The organism is Bacillus sp. AC266 (assembly GCF_979253805.1).
The window spans coordinates 19,306-39,725 of record NZ_CEEDEC010000006.1; the positions used below are offsets into that span (position 1 = coordinate 19,306).

At 30.9% G+C, this 20,420-nt stretch carries 14 protein-coding genes and 5 pseudogenes; 3 read left to right on the forward strand and 16 right to left on the reverse strand.

All coding sequences use genetic code 11. The features are described 5' to 3' along the window. Positions 1-31: 31 nt before the first annotated feature. Positions 32-367 (forward strand): annotated as a pseudogene (locus AC0IXC_RS22160) (AAA family ATPase); the annotation flags it as partial. 650 nt (positions 368-1,017) lie between these two features. On the opposite strand, the gene AC0IXC_RS22165 reads toward AC0IXC_RS22160, so the two are convergent. From AC0IXC_RS22165 to AC0IXC_RS22190, 6 genes are all read right to left on the reverse strand, one after another. Continuing rightward, positions 1,018-1,401 carry a hypothetical protein gene (locus tag AC0IXC_RS22165; RefSeq protein WP_471653308.1) on the reverse strand — a complete coding sequence of 128 codons (384 nt, stop codon included), beginning with the start codon at positions 1,399-1,401 and terminating at the stop codon, positions 1,018-1,020. After that, on the reverse strand, positions 1,401-2,486 hold the full coding sequence (locus AC0IXC_RS22170; protein WP_471653309.1) for a hypothetical protein: 1,086 nt from the start codon (positions 2,484-2,486) through the stop codon (positions 1,401-1,403). Before AC0IXC_RS22170 ends, AC0IXC_RS22165 begins: the two co-directional genes overlap by 1 nt. Then, positions 2,486-3,412 carry an MvdC/MvdD family ATP grasp protein gene (locus AC0IXC_RS22175; protein WP_471653310.1) on the reverse strand — a complete coding sequence of 309 codons (927 nt, stop codon included), beginning with the start codon at positions 3,410-3,412 and terminating at the stop codon, positions 2,486-2,488. The genes AC0IXC_RS22170 and AC0IXC_RS22175 overlap by 1 nt, the downstream gene beginning before the upstream one ends. Before the next feature lie 1,054 nt (positions 3,413-4,466). Further along, on the reverse strand, positions 4,467-4,652 hold the full coding sequence (locus AC0IXC_RS22180) for a hypothetical protein (RefSeq protein WP_471653311.1): 186 nt from the start codon (positions 4,650-4,652) through the stop codon (positions 4,467-4,469). 243 nt (positions 4,653-4,895) lie between these two features. Next, the gene (locus AC0IXC_RS22185; protein ID WP_471653312.1) at positions 4,896-5,063 is read right to left on the reverse strand and encodes a hypothetical protein; all 168 of its coding nucleotides are present in this window, start codon (positions 5,061-5,063) and stop codon (positions 4,896-4,898) included. A gap of 145 nt (positions 5,064-5,208) precedes the next feature. Then, complete coding sequence (locus tag AC0IXC_RS22190) at positions 5,209-7,191, reverse strand: methyl-accepting chemotaxis protein (protein WP_471653313.1); 1,983 nt, start codon at positions 7,189-7,191, stop codon at positions 5,209-5,211. A gap of 766 nt (positions 7,192-7,957) precedes the next feature. Here AC0IXC_RS22190 and AC0IXC_RS22195 point away from each other — a divergent pair. After that, positions 7,958-8,410: a DUF5065 family protein gene (locus AC0IXC_RS22195; protein ID WP_471653314.1), complete on the forward strand. Its 453-nt coding sequence runs from the start codon at positions 7,958-7,960 to the stop codon at positions 8,408-8,410. A gap of 246 nt (positions 8,411-8,656) precedes the next feature. On the opposite strand, the gene AC0IXC_RS22200 is transcribed toward AC0IXC_RS22195, so the two are convergent. The 9 genes and pseudogenes from AC0IXC_RS22200 to AC0IXC_RS22240 all read right to left on the reverse strand — a co-directional run. Continuing rightward, positions 8,657-9,889: a glycoside hydrolase family 5 protein gene (locus AC0IXC_RS22200; RefSeq protein WP_471653315.1), complete on the reverse strand. Its 1,233-nt coding sequence runs from the start codon at positions 9,887-9,889 to the stop codon at positions 8,657-8,659. Positions 9,890-10,503: 614 nt separating this feature from the next. Further along, a complete protein-coding gene (locus AC0IXC_RS22205; protein ID WP_193654231.1) occupies positions 10,504-10,728 on the reverse strand; it encodes a DUF2187 family protein in 225 nt (74 codons plus the stop codon). 25 nt (positions 10,729-10,753) lie between these two features. Further along, positions 10,754-10,885 (reverse strand): annotated as a pseudogene (locus AC0IXC_RS22210) (recombinase family protein); the annotation flags it as partial. A 141-nt stretch (positions 10,886-11,026) separates the two neighbouring features. Continuing rightward, positions 11,027-13,009 (reverse strand): DUF3472 domain-containing protein, encoded by a 1,983-nt coding sequence (locus tag AC0IXC_RS22215; protein ID WP_471653316.1) that lies wholly within the window; start codon positions 13,007-13,009, stop codon positions 11,027-11,029. 140 nt (positions 13,010-13,149) lie between these two features. Then, positions 13,150-15,402, reverse strand: coding sequence for a putative mucin/carbohydrate-binding domain-containing protein (locus tag AC0IXC_RS22220; RefSeq protein ID WP_471653317.1), 2,253 nt, complete (start codon positions 15,400-15,402; stop codon positions 13,150-13,152). Positions 15,403-15,530: 128 nt separating this feature from the next. After that, a pseudogene (locus tag AC0IXC_RS22225) lies at positions 15,531-15,710 on the reverse strand (carbohydrate-binding protein); the annotation flags it as partial. A gap of 434 nt (positions 15,711-16,144) precedes the next feature. Next, complete coding sequence (locus AC0IXC_RS22230; RefSeq protein ID WP_471653318.1) at positions 16,145-16,951, reverse strand: arylamine N-acetyltransferase family protein; 807 nt, start codon at positions 16,949-16,951, stop codon at positions 16,145-16,147. Between the two features lie 330 nt (positions 16,952-17,281). Next, the gene (locus tag AC0IXC_RS22235; protein WP_193654235.1) at positions 17,282-17,683 is read right to left on the reverse strand and encodes a hypothetical protein; all 402 of its coding nucleotides are present in this window, start codon (positions 17,681-17,683) and stop codon (positions 17,282-17,284) included. A gap of 1,185 nt (positions 17,684-18,868) precedes the next feature. Further along, positions 18,869-19,070, reverse strand: a pseudogene (locus AC0IXC_RS22240) (phage holin family protein); the annotation flags it as partial. A 309-nt stretch (positions 19,071-19,379) separates the two neighbouring features. Between AC0IXC_RS22240 and AC0IXC_RS22245 the strand changes: the two are divergent. After that, on the forward strand, positions 19,380-19,784 hold the full coding sequence (locus tag AC0IXC_RS22245) for a DUF3221 domain-containing protein (RefSeq protein ID WP_471653319.1): 405 nt from the start codon (positions 19,380-19,382) through the stop codon (positions 19,782-19,784). Positions 19,785-20,174: 390 nt separating this feature from the next. Here the strand turns inward: AC0IXC_RS22245 and AC0IXC_RS22250 are convergent. Beyond that, positions 20,175-20,390, reverse strand: a pseudogene (locus tag AC0IXC_RS22250) (DUF6773 family protein); the annotation flags it as partial. Between the last annotated feature and the right edge of the window lie 30 nt (positions 20,391-20,420).

Genomic DNA, 20,420 nt, shown 5'->3' on the forward strand with positions numbered 1-20,420 from the left:
CGTGTTTAATAAAGAACCTCTGTCGTATCGGATGCGACCAAGTAAAATTAGTGACGTTGTTGGGCAAGATCATGTGATTGGTCCCAATACAGAACTTTATAAGATGATTCAAAACGGGCATATTCCCTCAATTCTTTTATATGGTGATCCAGGGACTGGAAAGACATCAATGGCCTTTGCGATTTCAAATACAGTAAAAAGAAGCTTTTATTCAATTAATGCAACAAATGCTGGAAAAAAAGATATAGATGAGATTATACAAAAGGCTAGATTTGATGATAATGCAATCCTTTTTATTGATGAAATTCATAAATTTAATCGAAGTCAGCAAGACACTTTATTAAAAGCATTAGAGGAAGGGGTAATTCAAGGTGCTGAGAGTTTGGGACATGGTATTGGATATCAATATCCTCATGATTTTCCTAATGGCTGGGTGTATCAATAATATCTTCCTAATGAGCTAGTTGATAATCAGTATTATATACCAAAGGAGAATGGAGAAGAAAAGTTGTTTTCGAGGATTTATAGTAGACTCGAGGAATTAAAGAATAAACACAAAAAGCGATGAATATAGAAATCTTTGTAGGTTTAAACACTTTATAAATGAATCTTATTAAATATAAAGTTATATCTATGTGTTGTTGGAATTAACGTTGTAGAAAAAATATAGTTGTTTTAATTTTTCTTTCAAAAACATAAAGAAGATACTATATTTTAAGTAGTGGAGTTAGTATGGCAATATGGACACAGCTTAGTTAAGTCCTTACAATGGATTTCAAAGAGGAAGCGTCCGTATGACAAACAAGAAATTTAATGAAGACTTCAAAAAATGGTTGTTGTTTTTTTTGAATATTTCAATTGTTTTTTGATAAGTGTGAAATAACCATTTTATTTCGCCACTAAACTGCGCGGTTAGTTTAAGATAGATTTCTGAAATTTCACTTAACATCAAGGGATGTTGAAGTAATAAATAGTAAAACAATAAAACACACACTTTTAAAGGTGTGTGTTTTATTATTAGGAATAATATTCATCGGGATCAATGTTTTCAAGTGTTTTAGTTATTCTAGTAGTTTCAGGTTCACAATAGTGTTCATCAGTATCATTATTCTCTACTGTAAATGTACGAATAGTTGTATCAGGCCCTAAGAGATATTCATCTGCATCTAGGTTTTCCACAGTTGCTGTTTTCATAGTTGTATCAGGGACCATGTATATCTCGTCTGGATCTCCGTTCTCGGTGGTTTCGGTGAGAATAGTTGTGTCAGGTCCTAATTTAATTTTTTTCACGTTTTTTTCTTTGTTAATAAACGAAATTTGAGTAATGTCATCATAAACTAAGTTAGTACTATTTTGTAAAGTTTGTTCTTCAACATATTTAGCGATATAAGGTCTATACATTATTTATTATCCCCTTTCAAAAGAATAACTTGTACTTCATTATTTTTGTTACTTTCTAATTTTATAATATCAGTATCTTTAGAACTATAAGTATTAATTAGATTTAAGATACGTTGATAATTATCATTCATTGTAGATTTATTATAGATAATAATAACTTTAGTAACATTATTTTTTAACAATGTATTTTCTATTTTTGAAAATACATCTTTGTTAATATATAAAAATTGTTTTGGATCACTAGATGTATCAAGAGTTAACATTTCGGAATTATTATCTTTACTTTTTTCTACAACACTATTTTTTACTGTAGATTTTTTAGTGTATTCAACTATATTAAAAGTCACTAAAAATAATATACTGATACTAATTATAGTAAGCATATACTTTTCGATGTTTTTAATAATAGTAACCTGAACTGTACTTTCTTCATTTGAAACTAGCCAATCATAGTACAATGCTAGGGTTAGTGTCTTAGCAGGTGTCGATGAATTTCGAATAGATCTAAATGTTACTCTTGGAGCATTTTTAATTTTAATAAAACTACTTATAAAAAGTAAAAGGTTAAAAGATGTATAGAGTAAAATAATTGTAAAAATAACTGTGTAATAATCTTTTAAATCATATAGTTTATTAAAAAAAGATGCATATAAGGGCAAGATAAGTGCAACTATGGCAATATATGCTAGGTATTTATTAAAAGCTTTGTTTTTGCGAGCCTCTACTTGTGATAGTTTATACTGAAGAGCATCTTTATGAATAACACACTCTTCATCTGAAAGAGTGTTCATATGAATTTCATAATTATTATATTTTGTGTCTATGGCATTTAAATTAGGTAAATTTTGAACCTCTTTTAACTTTAAAATTTTAAAACAATTGAATGTTCGAGTATTATTATCTTTTATCGTGGTAAAAAAGTGAAAAATCCATTGACCGGTATTAAAACTAATAAGAGAAAACCTTAGCTTTGTGATATTTTCAGTAATTTCTCCAAATGTATTATCATCTGTGAATCTCAATAAGGGGCTATAGGATAATAATTTAATTGAAAAATATTTAAGCTTTGAAATTAAGCGATTCATTAGATAGGTTCCCCTAACAAATAATTTATAATTGTATTAGATATATCGAATTCCAATATATCCTCTAGCCAAAGCCATTGACCATTGGCATTTAATTCAAGAAAGATATAATCTCCATTTCGTATAATAAAATCGAAAGCTGCAAAGTTTATTTCTAACTTCCCCATCATTTCTAAACACATTTTTGCGATTTTATCTGGTATATCAACCGGTTTGTATTCTAATAAGGCATCATTTTTTCGCCAGTCAACTTGATTAGTTGATTTAATATTTGCCCCAAATAATTTATTTCCAACTATAGTTAATCTTATTTCTGTATCTTTTGGTATATAATCTTGAAAATATGCTGGTGACAATTCTAAACCTTGAATATTTTCATTTGCTTCTACTAGGTTTGTTTGAATGATGCCAATTTTATTTTTTTCAATTATCCTTCCAGTAGATAAGGGTTTAACAATAGATGTATTATTTTCATTACAAAAGGAGGTTGCTGCTTGGTTTGAATTTGTAATCAAGGATTGAGGTAGTGTAAATCCAATTTCTTCTGCTAATTTCATTTGAACTATTTTATTATCTGCTTTACGTAACACTGAAGGTCTAGTCAAAGCGAAATTACCAGCTGTTTCTGCGATTCCTTCTACAATACTCATCATTTCACGCTGCATTAGAGTCCAATACTTGCTTTCGTAGCTATCTAAATTAGGTAGAGTTATTTTTCTGTAGTACAATGAATGAATTTCTTTGATATTTATAATTAGGTTGCTTTTTCTATTTCTAATTGAGGTGCCGCTATTTGTAATATTTATATCATAGTCAAAAAATCTATCTGTATTTAATCTGAAAAATTTGGCTGTATGATTATATTTATTTATGATGTAGTCCACTGTAAGATCTAAAGTATTTGTAATAATAAGTATATTTTTCATAGTTTCTCCTAAGGGTTCAATTCAAAATTAATTTTTTGATTCATTAATAATTTGGAAATATATTCACATTTATTATAACATGTTTTATTTCCATAGATAGATTAGACTGTTTTAACGTTAGAAAATTTTATGAATTGAATCTAAATCGTACGATAATCGTATCGCAGAATTTTATGAAAACTTCTTTAATCCTTTTATAATTGATTTTTTATGAACACAAAAATGTTATAAATATCCCGAATGAGTTTGTTTTAAAGTATTTTAATCTTTAATTATTAAAAAATGATCAGGATACCGTACTCGATTATCGTTTGTATAAAAGGTGTTTTACAGATGGGGAAACACCTTTTTAAGGTACGAGATTATTTATAAATAGCCTCGTATTTTGTTCTATGGTTTAAAAGTTAAATAAGTTAATAGTAAAGTGTTAAATAAGAGTGTAATAATATCAATAATGTGCGCTCTATGAGTTTTATAATTAACATACTAACCTATTACTTAAAAATTAATATCATCAAGAACATTCGTTTCCTTTTTTCTGTGTTTATTTAATGAAACAGTATCATTTTGTTTAAGTGTCATTTCTCCTATAACCTGTGTTTTTATAGTGTTCAGTTGATTGAAAATTTCAACGGGGTCTCTGAAAAAATAAATCTTAGCAATTCATGAGCAAAGGGAGTTCTTGTTTTCCCGGTTGTCATTAGGTTATATAATGGTATATTTTTGTTATTACTTAGTTCTAACCATTGAAATATCGTTTCTTCATATGTGTCAATCTTGTTTTGTGAATGTTTTATTTTTTCTTTCTGCTCAGTAATCGCTCCTTTAGCTTCAGATAATTGTTTTTCGAGAGTTTTGCATTTCTGTATATATTTTTCAAATTTATTTTAAGAGTACCAATTAGTTGATTTTTATCTGCTTGTTTCCCTGTAAAGAATTTATTGATGGCATCTTCAGTATTAATAATTATTTCGTCTTCTTGGGTACTTCCTGCTATGCTGTGAGTCAATACTTCATTGGCTTTATCTATATGCTCTCTACCTGTGCCTTTTCGCTAAAAAAATTCTTTCATATTATATTCAATTTCCCCTTTTTGAAAGAGTTTTTGGGAGAAACCATATACTTCCATGTATTGAATTTTCCCCTTAACTTTTTTCTCCTTTGAATAGCGGTAAATAATATTTTGTATAATATGAACGGGATATTCGGCTTTGGGTCTTCCTCTTCTTCTACCTGTCATCGTAATCGCTTCCCTTTTTGAAGTTAAGTTTGCTAACAAAATTTACAGCCTTATGCAATGCCGAATCAAGTTCTTTTTTTGTATAATGGAGGTCCTGGTTAAAGCTAAGGCTAAATTCGGAAACGTCCTCTTCACTTAACCCCTCTTTTAAGGCGATTTTATAAAGATTATTCATGGTTGTGATTAATCTTGGAATTTCATCGTTACAATTTTGTTGTTCACGTTCAATTATAATTTTCTTTTCTAAATATTCCTCTTCACTAATTCCCCAATAATCACAAAAAAGCATTTTTCTGTTTGACAATACATATTTGGATCGGTGCAATATCCAATAGCTAGCTTTTCTTTAAAATCTGAGTTGTTTGGTTTTAAAACTTTTTCATACAGGAATTCCTCGTCAATAAGACTCAATTTAACACCTCCTTTCATTCACAATTATTATGCAAATTAAGGAGATTTTTAAAATTGAACATAAAAAAGTAGAAAGCATTCTTGCTAATAAGAATGCTTTCTGTTTTACACTAGTATTCTAGTAATTATTTATTTTTATTAAATTTTATATTTTAAATCCACCTATTAACTCCTGTAATTCTTCTGCCATCTGTGCTAATTGAATTGCTGAAGAATTTATCTCTTCCATGGAGGCATGTTGTTCCTCAGATGAACCCGCTATAGTTTGCATACTTGTGGTATTCTCTTTTACAGCTACTGCTATTTGATTAATAGATGTATCGACTTGCATTGCATCAGATGTCATCTTATTTGATAGTTCCGCCATACCATGTACCTTGGAAACGATATCATTCGCTGAATTTGAAATCTCATAAAAACTTTGTTTTGTATCATTCGCGACCTTAATTCCTGACTGTACTTCTATTCCTACTTCATTCATAGCTTTTACAGTCTCATGTACATCTAATTGTATTTCTTTAATTAATTTTCCAATTTCCATTGAAGATTGTCCTGATTGTTCCGCTAATTTCCCAACTTCATCCGCAACAATTGCAAATCCACGTCCCTGTTCTCCTGCCCTAGCCGCCTCAATCGCCGCATTTAGTGCTAATAGATTTGTTTGTTCAGCAATATTTTGAATCGCTTCTAATATAGTGCCGATTTGCTGTGATTTTTTATCTAATAATTTTATTACATTATCTGACTGGGAAACAGAATTATGTATAGACTGCATTTGTGTTACAGTTTGTTCTACTAATTGTTCCCCTTCATTCGCTTTTTGTTTTGTATATAGAGATGAAGTCGATACTTCAGAAGCATTATCAGCTACACACTGTATATTTCGCGTTACTTCGCCTAATAATTTAGCTCCAGATTCAACCTCATTATTTTGAACCTCTGCACTATTTGAGATTTCTTCCATTTCTTTCGTAATTTGTTCTGTCGCAACACTTGCTTGTTCTACGCTAGCAGTCAGTTCCTCAGAAGAAGCTGCTACATGTCCTGCAGATGTGTTAATTTGTGAAATAATATTGCGTAAAGACTCTGCCATTGCATTAAAACTATCACCCAATTGACCAAGTTCATCCTTTGAACGAATATCAATTTTCTCCGTTAAATCTCCTCGACTAATTCTTTGAGCTGAAATAACTAATTGTCTTAGTGGATTAATAATAGATCTAAGAACGAAGAAAATTATAATTCCACCTAATAATAATGAAGCTCCTATTATAGCAAATGTTTTATAAAAAATAGGATTGGTAGCTTCTTCAATTTCTTTCGTGGGCATTACACCAGCTATTTTCCAACCTGTTTTTTTATTTGTCTTAAAGCTTATGTTTCGATCCTCACCATTGAGGCTATACGTAATCTCTCCATCTTCTTTCTTATACAGTTCATCTGCTAAAGATTTCTCTAATTTTTCACCAGGTTTTAATGTTGGATGAACAACTATAGTTTTATCTTGCCCCACTATAGATACAAAACCTTGCTTTCCTATTTTTATCATTTTAGATGTTTTTACGATATCATCAATATTCAAGTCCATACCAATGACACCACTTTTATCTTCATTTTGTTTGGCAACTGCTATTACCATATTTCCAGTAGCCTTTGATTTATACGGAGATGAAACAATAATTTCACCATTTGCTTTTACAGCATCCTTATACCAACTACTTTCTAACGGATTAAACCCTTCTGGCACTTTTCCAACTGGGGCATGAATAAATTGATTGTTACTGGATGCGGTATAAATTGTTTCTATCTCTGGATGTAACTGTATATATTGTTCAAATTTACTCTGTACATTTTGTAATTGATCAGGATTATAATTGCCTTGTGTGAGTAATTTTGCAAAATAAGTTACATCTGTATATTTATTTTCTAATTCATCATCAACAATCTTATTTAAAATACTTACATTATCTTTTGCAGTTTGTAAAATGGTTTCATTAAGATCTGTTTTCGCCTCATCATAAGATGTTATTCCTACGATAAGACTAGGTATAATTAATATTGCAATAAATGCCATAGACAACTTCGTTTTGAGCTTTATTTGTCCCAATCTTTTTTTTATATTAAACACTATCTACTTCTCCTTTTCATTCTTACAACTTATATAATTTATTTAAATGTTTGCTCCTTTATCTTTTTCTACAATTATTTATGGTATCGTTTGAAATGAAATTACTACTATATCCTTTTACATACATCTTCATAGATAGCAATTTAGCTTTCACAAGCGGAGCTTTATTTATCCCCCCTTCAAATATGTTATTTTTCTATTTTAAGCAAATATAAAACTAAGTATTATTCCAGATAAACCGTATTAAATATATACTTCACTCTATTAAAATGGTTTTTAGTTTTGATTGGATAAAAGGTTTAATTTAGGCCTAATTAAACCTTTTATGAAATCCTTACCATAAGAAATTCTCTAAAACTTAACTAAGTGAATATATCCCCTGGATAATTCTACTTAATGGCTTTTTAAACCACTCTAACTGCTTCACCTCATTCATACATCTATTTACTACAGCCGCTTTTTGTTTTGTTGGATTACTGAACCATAAATTCTAAATAGAAGAATAAAATAAATTGGAGGACTATATTGTAACACGTACGCATAAGTTTTAAATATTAAAATTAAAAAATATATGAATTTTTCATTATACGTACCTACATATATTACTAATAATTTAGTATGAATTTTAATTTGCTACCATCTATATAGAAAAATACTAGCATTAGAATATATAACCGAAGGAACCAATATGTATTTTGGAGAATGAAACAATGTGACACATTTTTTATATTGAATTGTTTCACGAGAATTGATAGGAGGAATTATAATGAAACTAGGTAAAGTCGTATTAATTGGAAGCCTATTATTAGGCGGTTTTACTAGCATTGAGATGATTACACCAACAAAACAAGTTGAAGCTGCATATTCTGATCCTTTTAATGATGATTGGGGATATAAAACCGTTAATGAATTAGAGGGAGCTGGAAATAGTACATACCAACCCGATTGGAATATTGAACAGCTAATAACAGGAGATACTTTTTACTTAACACAACGTTTTGGTAGAGAGCATATTGGTGCCAAAATGAAGATTTTCAAGATTCACCCTGACGGCTCATTACAACGATTTATAACAATTGAACCAGAATTTATTACCACTCCCAAAGGATTAGAAATTTGGAGAACTCCAATTACACACGTTTATTCTAAAGGGACATATATAGCAGTAATTAAGTATAGCGGAGAATTTACCTACTCAAATCATTTTCAAATTAATTAACTCTCTTTCCAATACAGTAACTGGAGGCTAGAATGGATTAATCATGTAGCTATGACGGATTAGGGTCTTACCCACTTTCAATTGAAGTACGAGCCTTTAAAAGTTTAATCTAAAATACATTTTTAGTTAATAAGTTTAAAACTGGATTGACTCCTATCCATACCACTAAAATAATCTAATATAAAAAGCATCTAATTCTATTTGAATTAGATGCTTACATATAGTCCTTGAGCCTAACACTCTAAATTATTTATGCGCCTTTAAATCTTTTTTGATTACATCCCAGAGTGAATTATCTTGACGTATCGGTTTACCCTCTTCGTCCCATTTTATTTTTCCTGTTCCCAATTCATAATTCATTCCTGTCCAAGTGTCTTCACGGAACGCATAGAATGATTTATGCCAACCTTGTTGGTTGAAGATAGAAATAAGATCTTGCATGTATTGGGTTGCACCTGGAACAGTACGGTTAATTCCAAATTCCTCTGCAATAATTCGATTAGATGGTACATGATTTTTCTTAGACCATTGTTGGATTGGCTTTAAAAACTTCTCTAATCCCTGTTTATTCCACATTACAGGTTTCTCTAAATCCCCTACTTTTACAAATCCCGGATATTGATATTCCTTGTTTTGTTTTTCACCTTGGCTCGTTAATTCATATGGCTCATACATATGAAATGCATAGAGTGTTTTTTTATCCTTTACTGGTTTCAAATATTTAAAGGCCCAGGGAGTAGCATATAAACCTGAATCTAGAATAATCGGTGTTTCTTGGTCCACTTCACGAATGGAATTAATGACCTTTTGATATAATCTATTTAAATCAGCTGTCGTTCCTTTCACTTTTTCATACCATTTCTCGTAATCTTCCGTCCAGAAATCATTATATCTATTATTTTTAGCTGTTTCTGGATGCGGTTCATTTATAATATTGTAACCAACCACTGCAGGGTGATCTTTTAGTTCTAGAGCAAGGTCCTTCCAAAACTCACTTGCTTGTTCTTGATACTTCTCTTCTTCCCATATTCTGTTGTCATTCTTGTTATTATTAAATTGACGCCATCGATCACCAGGTAAAGATAACATTGTAAGAACAACTTTCATTCCTTGCGATTGTGCGGCATCTAAATCCGCTTTTAATTTTTCTAGATCCTCCTTTACTAATCCCTGATAGTTATCTGCATTACCTATCAGAAAATCCTTTCCAGAAGTATCTGGTTTATCCTCAAATAAAAAATCTTTATCTTTTGCCCATTTATCAGGTGCTAAACGAACATATTCAATATTAGCTTCCTTTGCACTTTTATAGTTTTCAGGTAATGAAGTGCTATTCATAAAATTAGTACCTTTTCTTTTTGAATCCCAAAAACTAATTTTCGAATCGATCTTGTGATAAGTATCAGCTCTTACATTCATTTCCTGTACTCCAAAACTCATCATGCCTAATAGTGCAACGATTGGCAAAACTTTTTTCACAGTTTTTCCTTCTTTCTATATATATTTTACACACATAACATACCTTTATTTTGTTACAGGAATATGGCAATTTCCCAAAGATACCTTTTAAGTTTATAAAGTGGAAGTTCATTAACATATAAAAAAGACAGAGATAATTAGAATGTTGCTTCATTTTCTAAAAAATAAAAAAGGAACCCTTTACGGATTCCTTTTTGCCTTGCACTCTTTTTCAAATAGTGCATTTTTGCACCTACTTTTAGTATACCTTATAATTCCCATAAAATAAATAAGAATAAAAATAGAGATTTGTTCCGTTACTACACAAACTCCAAATAGATGAACGATATTTATAAGTTCAATAAATTGCGTCTGGAAATAAAAGTAAGGCTATGACTCGAAATTACATGTATCTCGGCTGCACCCCATCAATGGGTTTTTATGATTTTAACATTTTGTATCCTTTGTAAAACTTGTTCTCAATTTGTAAATATTAAATATGCTCGAAAAAAGGGCTCTATTTAGATGCTTTTGCTAAATGAATATGTTACTATCTAACAGCTGGTATTCATCATCTCAAAAAATTCAGTAACTTCATCATAAAAAGTGCTCCTAGATTTATCTAGGAGCACTTTTTATGAAACATTATTTTTTATTTGCCTTTGATCCACTTTATGATAGTAACCGTGTTTTACTACTTGCCTAACATCATCTACTTCAATTCCCATTATCTCTGTAATATCTACAACAATTGTATTCTGTAGAACACTCACTACATATCCGGTTAATTGTAAATTAGGATTTTTACGATATAAAAATAGAACGTAATCCCCAATTGTTACCTTTGTTTTATGCTCCATTTGGTACCCCCTAAATCATCATTAATTATTCGTTAGGTTTCCCTTTTTTTACTTCTTCATACTGTTTAGCAAGTCTATAAAATGAAGAACACTTAATATCATATTTTTTCATTGCTTCTATATTTAAAAATTTCCACTCTAAATACAATAAGAAAAACAAAAAGAACTTGTAGAAATCACTACAAGTTCTTTTTCAAATAATGTATAAAAGGTGAATCAAACTATCTCATTACTCGAAACGAGGCCCCCCCATAATTACCATAAACATTTGGGCGTAGTTTCAATATATATCAGTCTCCTATGTAAGTGGCTTCCATAATGCTAAAGCGAATATCCAATTCGAGTCACCATTTCCTTGATGATTTTGAACAGCTTCATACACTTTCCCTTGATGTTCTACTTTATCTCCCTTTGTATATGCCTTCTTCGAATCCCATTTTTCATAAGATTCATTTTGATTTTTTGTTTTTATTGGGAGAATGTTACTTTGAATCGATGTATTCCCAACTGCATCTACAGCCTTCACTGCATATTTATATTCCTTATTAGCTGTTAGATTTTGATCAGTAAACGTCGTTCCTTGTACTGTCTGAATCAAGTGTCCATCACGTAATACCTGATATTCTTTTACACCTACATTATCTGTAGAAGGATTCCATTTTAGTTCTACACTGTTAGAAGTAACATTGCTTGCATATAATCCTTGTGGCTGTGTGGGAGCTTCTGTATCTGGTTTCGGATTAACAATGTTATCTACTTTCTTTAATCCCTCTTTTGTAATCTCAAAGACCGCCTTATTCCCAAAACTTTCCTGAATGTTCTTTTCCATATTTGTAATAGTAGCTCGGTTCGCACCTTCTAAATGTGTGAATTCGATAAAATCGCCTACCTTTACTGGAACTTTAGCCTGCTCAACATTTTGCTGTTTATTCCCATAAATTTCTTTATTGTATACTACTTTCCCTGATGTGTTTTGCACTTTAATACTTGCATATGTACTATCAAAGTAGTTATGTGGTACACCTGCTCTTAGATCAATTTGCATTTCTTCAGTTGATTTATTTAAATTTACTTTCGCAAATTCAAAATCACCAATCCCTTTCAGCGACCATGCAAATTCGTTACCTTCTAAAATGTTTGGAGATTCATTTTTGATTTGTACCTTTTTTTCCACAGTTTGATCAAATAAATCAGTTAATATAATTTTTGCATAAGCATTTGTAGATAATAGTATAGATTGACTAATTTCACTTTGATAAGATTTAATATTATCAATTATCTCGATTGGTTGTCCTGTCATATTTTCATCATTATAAATTTCAATTTTACCTTTAAATTGTGGTGTGCTATTTTCTTTTAGTTTCCAAGATACATTTAATTTTTCATTTTCATAATATATAGATTGTATATCAAAATCTAGTTTTCCTATTTCAGGTTGAGTAGGTTGATTTAGCGTGAATATTTTTCCTGTTCCAATGGTAGACTGCGTATTACCTCCTGCTTTGACCCATACATATTCTGAAGTAGCTCCTCCATCATATTGATAAGAAGCATCATGCTGTCCAGAAATACTTTGATTATTCCAAGAACTCCATTGTTTATCTACTAACTTTCGGCTATAACCATTTTTTAGGCGCGCTTCTCGAACATTCTGTCCACTATCAGCCCAGTCTTCTTGAAACATTCCTAATCCATGATTAAATGCAACATTAGCAACCGGAAAGTCCATAATTGCAATTAGATGCCATTTATTCTTTGTTACATCTTTCATCCATTGTCCAAATTTAGTATGACCATCTTCTTGCCATGAACGCATTGTCATTCTGTACCAATTGTAGTCTTTCCAACCATAAGTTGTTTGAACCTTCAGTCCTGTTCCTTCTCCTCCAAAGAGTCCAGCTTGTGAATTCGGAGATAAGTATTCGGCCTTTATTGCTTCTTTAGAGGAAATTGGATCCCATAAGGCAAAATGTAAAGTACGTTTTCCATTTTCATCAAACCCACTTTGTTGTTGAAAACCAGCATATCCTCCAGCTTCACCACCTGCATTCCAGTTGTGTACAGCCCAATACGTATAAGGTGCAGTCTGAACTGGTGACCAGTCTATACTAATAATATCTGAGGCAGGTATATTTTGGGGACTCACATAAACTGCTGGAGCAGCTGAATGTGTTTCGGCTTTAGTGTGCGAAATAGACGTTCCAAACATAGAAAACATGCTACATGCTGCGGTAATTATAATAATTTTATTAAATCTTTTCTTCGTTTTCTGACTCATCACTAATCTACTTCCTTTTCTAATTTTTATGATTGAATAATAACTTAGTAGAGAAATCTATCAAAATTCAAGCAACATCCAGCAATCCTTTAAAATACTGCCCCCATCTATGTTGTCCTATATTCACATCTGATTCTTACATATTAATTGATTGTCAGTGATTTCCATAACGATAAGGCAAATATCCAAGTAGAATCGCCATTTCCTTGATGATTTTGGACAGCTTCATACACTTTCCCTTGATGTTCTACTTTGTCTCCCTTTGTATACGCCTTCTTCGGATCCCATTTCTCATAAGATACATTTTGATCTTTTGTTTTTACCGGAAGAATGTTACTTTGTATTGATGTATTTCCAGCTGCATCTACAGCCTTCACTGCATATTTGTATTCTTTATTAGCTGTAAGGTTTTGATCAGTAAACATTGTCCCTTGTACAGTTTGAATCAATTGTCCATCGCGTAATATCTGATATTCTTTTACACCTACATTATCTGTAGAAGGATTCCATTTTAGCTCGATACTGTTAGATGTAAGGTTGTTTGCATATAATCCTTGTGGCTGTGTGGGAGCCTCTGTATCTGGTTTCGGATTAACAATTTGATTTACTTTCTTCAGGCCATCCTTTGTAACTTCATACATTGCTTTTTTATCAAAGCTTTCACGTTTATTATTATCTAAATTTATTAATGTTGCCCTCTCTTCGCCTTCTAGATGTGTAAGCTCAATAAAATCGCCTATCTTTACTGGAACTTTTTGTGTTTCGGCATTTTGTTGTTTATTTCCATGAATCTCTTTGTTATATACCACTTTACCTGATGTGTTTTGCACTTTAATACTTGCATATGTATTATCAAAGTAGTTATGTGGTACGCCTGCTTTTAGATCAATTTGCATTTCTTCTGTTGATTTATTTAAATTTACTTTTGCGAATTCAAAATCTCCAATCCCTTTCATTGACCAAGAAAACTGTTTTCCTTCCAAGATATCATCTGAATTTGGTACATGGCTTTTTATTTGAGTAAGAAGATCCATCATCGGTCGCGGTTCATTCGCAAAAACAGAAATAATACTGTTATTTAATTCTTTCCAATCAGCATCTGTTACATTTGGATTTTGTAACATAAGAGAAACGTAATCTTTCCATACTAAAAAATTGATTGGTAAAATATTGGTGGATATTTTATAAATTTCAATTTTATTATCTGCTGAAGTTATCGCTTTCGCTAACCAGCGTAATCGCTCTGATTGATCTAGTTTTACAGGGTCACGTTCAGCATTTTCAAATAGTAGCATATACGGCACTTGATTTGTCGGGCTATTATCTGACCAAGGAATAACAGTTGCATCATGACGGCTCGATTCACTCCATCCAGATATATCATTTCCTAAATTCCAAGAAGATGGCTTGTTATTCCATATAAGTGCACAATGTCCAGGTTGCCCAACAGGCATAGCTGCCACTCCAAATGCTTGGCTTACTTGCGTACCAAACTTCGAAATATTACCGCATACCCCGCCAAATCTGTAAATGGAAGAAAGATTCCAGCCTAAACCGTAGAATGCATCATTTCCAGCGTGAATGCTAACTCCATCTTTGTTATGGGTTACATAATTTATCAAATATGCACTTTCCCCTACCTTGTCTTGATTTTTAAGTTCTGGATGTTCCGTATTAATCATATTTCTTGCCCAAGTTAAATCTTCTTCTGGTGACCAAGTATTCACTACTAATCTTAAATGCCAAACATCATATGTTCTAAAGCAAGGAAGTAACTCATTATTTTGATCTGCTAATTTATAATGTTGGTACCTTGTTAATGGATTAATAGGTTTATTGTTTGTCCAATATTTTATAGGTTCAGCATGAGCTAACGATGTAGCTATCGCTAATTTCAAATACAATCCTTCGTGAGAATCTGCATCTACATTCCAGATTGTATTCCATATCTCAAGTGCATTTACAGGATTTTTTCCAGTTGGACTACCACCTTCAAGATAGGTATTCATTACACTTGTATTTTTCATAGCCCAGCTAAGAAATTTTTGATGGTCAGAATCTTTTTTTGCAAATGCATCCATTGTTGCGGCACCTGGTTGTGATATAAATTGCCACTGAGCCAAAGCTGCTGCAAATACTGGGTCTGCAAGCTTCTTTTTCAAGTTCTCTTCAGTCATATCCCCAACATTTCCATTCAAATATGCTGTGAGATTATTCAAATGAGCTTCAAAATTACCATTTGCAATGGCTTGATCTGTCTGTTGATTCAATGTTTCTAAAGTGAATGTTGCTTGATTGAATGACATTGTTTCAGCTGAAACCTTTGTATGCGGAATCGGAGCAATACTTCCTAAAATAATCGGCATAGTTAATAATAAAGATGAAATCCTTTTCAAAATAATTCCCTCCCTTTTTTGTTTTTGACCTTTGATTGCTGCATGATTCTCCTTTATATAAAATAATTCCCATGCTCATCAACTTAAAAATTCAAAATAAGTGGTTTCCATAACGATAAAGCAAATATTTAATTCGGTTCACCATTTCCTTGATAATTTTGAACCGCCTCATACACTTTCCCTTGATGTTCTACTTTATCGCCCTTGGTATATGCCTTCTTCGAATCCCATTTTTCATAAGTTACATTTTGACTCTTTGTTGTTACTGTAAGGATGTTGCTTTGAACCGAGATATTTCCAGCCGCCTCTATGTTAGAAATTGATGATCCAAACATCGAAAAAAAAAACGTGCTAGCAGCTGTAATTGCTAGAATTTTTTTGAAGCCCCTTCTTGTTCTTTGATTGAACATACTTTTCCCTCTCCTCCTTCATTATTAATAACCATTTAAAATAATAACTCTGCATATACAATTAAACAAATTTCATAAGAATATAACATTCTATAAATAAAATGGATATATTTGATGTTATTTTCACTGTTATTCAATAAGCAATTGTAGTATTTTGTTATAAATTTAAGTTATATATCGCTGAATTTATCCTATTAACAATAGAAAGATTCATAAAAATAAAAATATTTCAGAACTTTTTAAGCACTTATTAATAAAAAAAAACCATTTTTCTACAAATGAGGGCGTAATGAGTTAAAAATCTTATAGTTTACCTTCTACATCTTACTTGTCTAAAAAATATTGAATTCATTTTTAAGTATTTGATGATATTGTTTCTCTGTTATTTCTTTTTTAGTTTTCTTTCCATGCCGGGTTTCTGTAAAACTTTGCTTAGTAAGTGCAATATGCCCGTGTTCAATTAATTTGCAAATAATATTCCCCTTATTTACTGGCGATTCTGGATGCTCTATAACCATGTTTTGTATAGCATTCACTTTTTTTTCATTAATTGCATTTAAATAAAAAGCATAACCGATAGACCAGGTATCACTAAGATCAGAATCAAAAAAATGTGAAGTTTCTCCATTTTTTCCTTTTTTCATTTCTAATACATGCGTTCCTTTCTCCGTATTTTGTTTACGAACACGATATTCGCCCGTTACAGAAGTCACGCTGTCACCATGAAAAGGAACAGGATGTAAAGGGAGATAGGATGCGAAACCGGCGTCTATTATATAGTTTTCATATTTGTGTTGTAAAACGATAAGTGCGTGGCCATCATCAGGGTTCCACTTTCTTGTTTTTGGATCATAAAGAGTTCCAGCTATTCGATACACATTAAATCCACAATCACACAAAAAATAATATAATAAAGAATTAATTTCATAGCATAATCCGCCACGATTCTTTAAAAGCAGCTTTTCTTCAATATTTTCTCTAGAAAATTCTTTCATATTTCCTTCCATAATGTCTATGTTTTCATAAGGTAATAAGTGCCCCATCTGTAAAAGAATTGTATGTAAATCTTCAAATTTCACATTTTCTCTTAGTGGAATTTTTAATTTTGAGAAAAACTTTTTTTGTAATTCAGTTAACATTATATATCTCCTCCATTTACAGAAATCATATATATTTACCTATATATTAAGACTATTAATTATATATGGCGTACAGCTTGATTAATACATTTCATAAGAGTGTGTAGCACTAAACATTAGCGACCATTAAGGTGAAAGTGCTCAAAAATCCCTTAATATTTTTTCAAATGTATATTTTTGATATTTTGGTATCTTTACTAATCCCCCAAAGCTGAGTTGATAAGAATTTTAAATGTAATGTCTAAAAATGTACATTGTGATAAATCGAAACATAGAGAATCTTAGATGCAGTTATTATTCAGATAAATAACTATATAGCCTTTAATCCTTCTATTTATACATATAATACTCTTTATATCGTTCAAACTTTGATTTTTTTGTTTTTGCTGGTATTATGGGTGACCTTAATGTTTTAGAGGGTGCTGCTTGCTTTGGCATTTCTAATACTCCACGTTTCTTGAGCTCTCTATACAAACTACTCACTTTGCACCCTACTATTTTCGCAATATCTGGATATTCAGTCCCTTGATTAAATAAGTGAACTGCTTGTTTACATCTTTCATCCCATTTTTCTTCTGTCGTTCGATTTTTAACGGATTTTTTGTCTAGCTTGATACACTCTCTTTCTATATTACACTTCTCGACATTATACTGTTCTGCGTCCACTTGACGATTACAATACTCCTCCCCCTCTAAGCGTATCATTTGTGCTTTTTTCGCAACTGCTTTCATGTTTCATTCACCTCATTTTGTTTGATAAATTCTCGCATCCTACTGCGTTATCCGCAATTCTTACTAGTTTCTCAGATAATTCTTATAAGAAGACCATTAATGCTGCTATTCCTTATCCCTTCTATCACAACTTTTAATTTATTATTTACAAGCCACATTGATTTAGCTGTTTAAGCAAACTACTTACGTGACATCCAAATTGGTATACATTTTTTATATGTAAATATCCATTTCTTCTTAACACAAGCGCTTGCTAGCAAATGTAATCCCACTTCAATTTTATTTTTCTTTTAGCGGCCTTTTCATCAAAAATCAATTACGTTCCTAATTAATATACTTCTTTTCCAATTTTACAATCACCAATACAATATATATGTACACTACTAGTATGATGATCTTGCAAATCTAAAATACAAATTCTCGTTTCTCTATTATTCATAATTCCAATCTCTTCGGTATAATAGTTGCCTATATTACACCGCCAATGACAACGCTTTCTAATACTAATAGATTTGATTCCTCCCATTTCATCTATTTTTGAACCTAACTCCAAACAATCCTACAATTCCTTTCATAAAAACGGGTGTTTCGGTCTGAATTTTCAAATTATTTTTTCGTACAAATGTTGATGATGTGGTAAAATTACAAATGAAAAAGAGTATGGATTTAAAAGAAGCCAATGAATATAAAAATTGGCTTCCTTCTTGATGGCAAATGAAACAAAAATTTCTTTAAATCTTTATTAGTGATAAGTTTTAAAGAAAAATCCACCTTGGTTTTAGTTTTACATAATTGTAAACAATAGTAAATTGATATTATTAATATTGAATATTCTTAACATTAATTCCATTTATACACATCAACAAACAAAACATTAATATTAATTTCTACTAGTTTTTTGTAAACATACTAAATTATCACCTTTTTAATGGATTTTTTATCCTTAAATTTATATATTCGATTTTTATAGTTTTAATACCTTTTTGTATTTAATATTTCTTTTACGAATACAGATAATCTATCAAATATAGTGAATCTGAATAAGGGATATGAAATTTACACAATTTCTTTAATTTCTATAATTGCCGTTCTATGGTTGTAGTGAAGTGTTTTTGCACCAGAACCTAAAATAGTAATCTTATATTTTAAACAAAGATTGATTATTTTAGTAGGCAAATAACTTATAACAACCACCTTTTTGGCGATGCTTTTGAATCCTACTTTACTCTTCAATTCTCCATTATATCCCACTGTGAATGCTCCTGTAATATAGTCAGTTGCTGCCATGATTACTAGAACTTATAATATTGTATCCCCCAAAAAAACATCTCAAGAAACCATTGAAAGCGGCCACAAATGTTTTTGTTAATACATCAACACAAACCATCTTTTCAATCCTTTAAGGCACCTTCGAATTTTACAAGGAAAAAAAAAAGAAGAGGGATCTCTTCCCTCTTCACCAATAAATAGAACATATTTAAATGTTAGAGGGGTCATACAATCATCAAAAGATGAAAGGAACAATAATAGTTTACCTAGTGAATTATAACACAAATTCACTTTCGAAAATAGATAATATTAACATTTATGGAATTGTTGTGACAGAATTGTTAAACATCTTAATATTAAAAGGCTTTATATGTATGTAAATTGAAAATGGATAGTGTAGGGATAAAATATAAGGGGGATATATATCATGTTTAACAAAAAACAAACATTCATAACAACCGTAACAGCTTTAACATTAGGATGTGGATTTACTTTCGGATTAACACCAGCCTTTGCAGATTCTAATAAGTCGCCTATAAGCGCAACACCTATTCATTCTATTCAAAAACAAGAACAAGAGCCTTTTACTGGATATGTCATTTCATTAGATAACAATTATTTAGTAGTTGCTGCTACTTCTACAAAGGATGAAGCACTTGCTTATCAAAATGATTGGTGGGAGTTAGTAAATCAAAATAAAATTTTGAGAGTTCCTATTTCAGATAGTCAAAATTACACCATAGGTGAACAGTTAAATGTTTATGCTGCTGCATGGACTAAATCTCTACCACCAATTGCTGTTATGCCTACAATTGAAAAAATAGGTCAGTAGGTAATGTGTAACATGATCAGGGCATCATTCTTATTAGAATGATGCCCTTTATCTCACCAACGTTTTCCCTTTTTAATTCTTTCATATGTATAAACGACCTCAGCTACAAATATTAACTTTGTAGCCCATATCTGAATCATTCAAATGATAACATATTAATATTCAAATTCTTTATATTTAAATATTAACTTTATAATCTACTTTCAATCAAAACAAATTAATTTTTTCTTAAAAAGTGGAATCATTCTTTTAAATTGATAGTGATGGAGTACCACCACATCGCTATCAACCTAAGAGAAGCAAATACCACAAAAACAAAAAAACGATAAAAAAAATAATAAAAAAGCTTATCATTAAGTGCTAAAGGATAAGCTTTTTTGTCTATATTTATTAAATTTTATTGGATCTCTTCCACGCTATTACTGTAATAAGATATTGAATACCAAATAGGAAAACGAAAAGTATAATGAATTTTGCTATTGCTGCTAACCATCCACCGAAATCTTCAGGGAAGTAATATTTGTATGTAGTAGCACCTATTGCGACAAAACAAAAAATAAAGGTATTACTCATTTTTTCTTTTAATTTTTCATTTAATTGTTCTTTGAATCTACGAATAATTTTTCTGTAATTTAT

What these genes read in the sequence shown, in the direction of transcription:
- AC0IXC_RS22165 (WP_471653308.1), bottom strand. Translation starts at nt 1,401, where the DNA reads ATGTATAGACCTTATATCGCTAAATATGTTGAAGAACAAACTTTACAA.
- AC0IXC_RS22170 (WP_471653309.1), bottom strand. Translation starts at nt 2,486, where the DNA reads ATGAATCGCTTAATTTCAAAGCTTAAATATTTTTCAATTAAATTATTA.
- AC0IXC_RS22175 (WP_471653310.1), bottom strand. Translation starts at nt 3,412, where the DNA reads ATGAAAAATATACTTATTATTACAAATACTTTAGATCTTACAGTGGAC.
- AC0IXC_RS22180 (WP_471653311.1), bottom strand. Translation starts at nt 4,652, where the DNA reads ATGACAGGTAGAAGAAGAGGAAGACCCAAAGCCGAATATCCCGTTCAT.
- AC0IXC_RS22195 (WP_471653314.1), top strand. Translation starts at nt 7,958, where the DNA reads ATGAAACTAGGTAAAGTCGTATTAATTGGAAGCCTATTATTAGGCGGT.
- AC0IXC_RS22205 (WP_193654231.1), bottom strand. Translation starts at nt 10,728, where the DNA reads ATGGAGCATAAAACAAAGGTAACAATTGGGGATTACGTTCTATTTTTA.
- AC0IXC_RS22230 (WP_471653318.1), bottom strand. Translation starts at nt 16,951, where the DNA reads ATGTTAACTGAATTACAAAAAAAGTTTTTCTCAAAATTAAAAATTCCA.
- AC0IXC_RS22235 (WP_193654235.1), bottom strand. Translation starts at nt 17,683, where the DNA reads ATGAAAGCAGTTGCGAAAAAAGCACAAATGATACGCTTAGAGGGGGAG.
- AC0IXC_RS22245 (WP_471653319.1), top strand. Translation starts at nt 19,380, where the DNA reads ATGTTTAACAAAAAACAAACATTCATAACAACCGTAACAGCTTTAACA.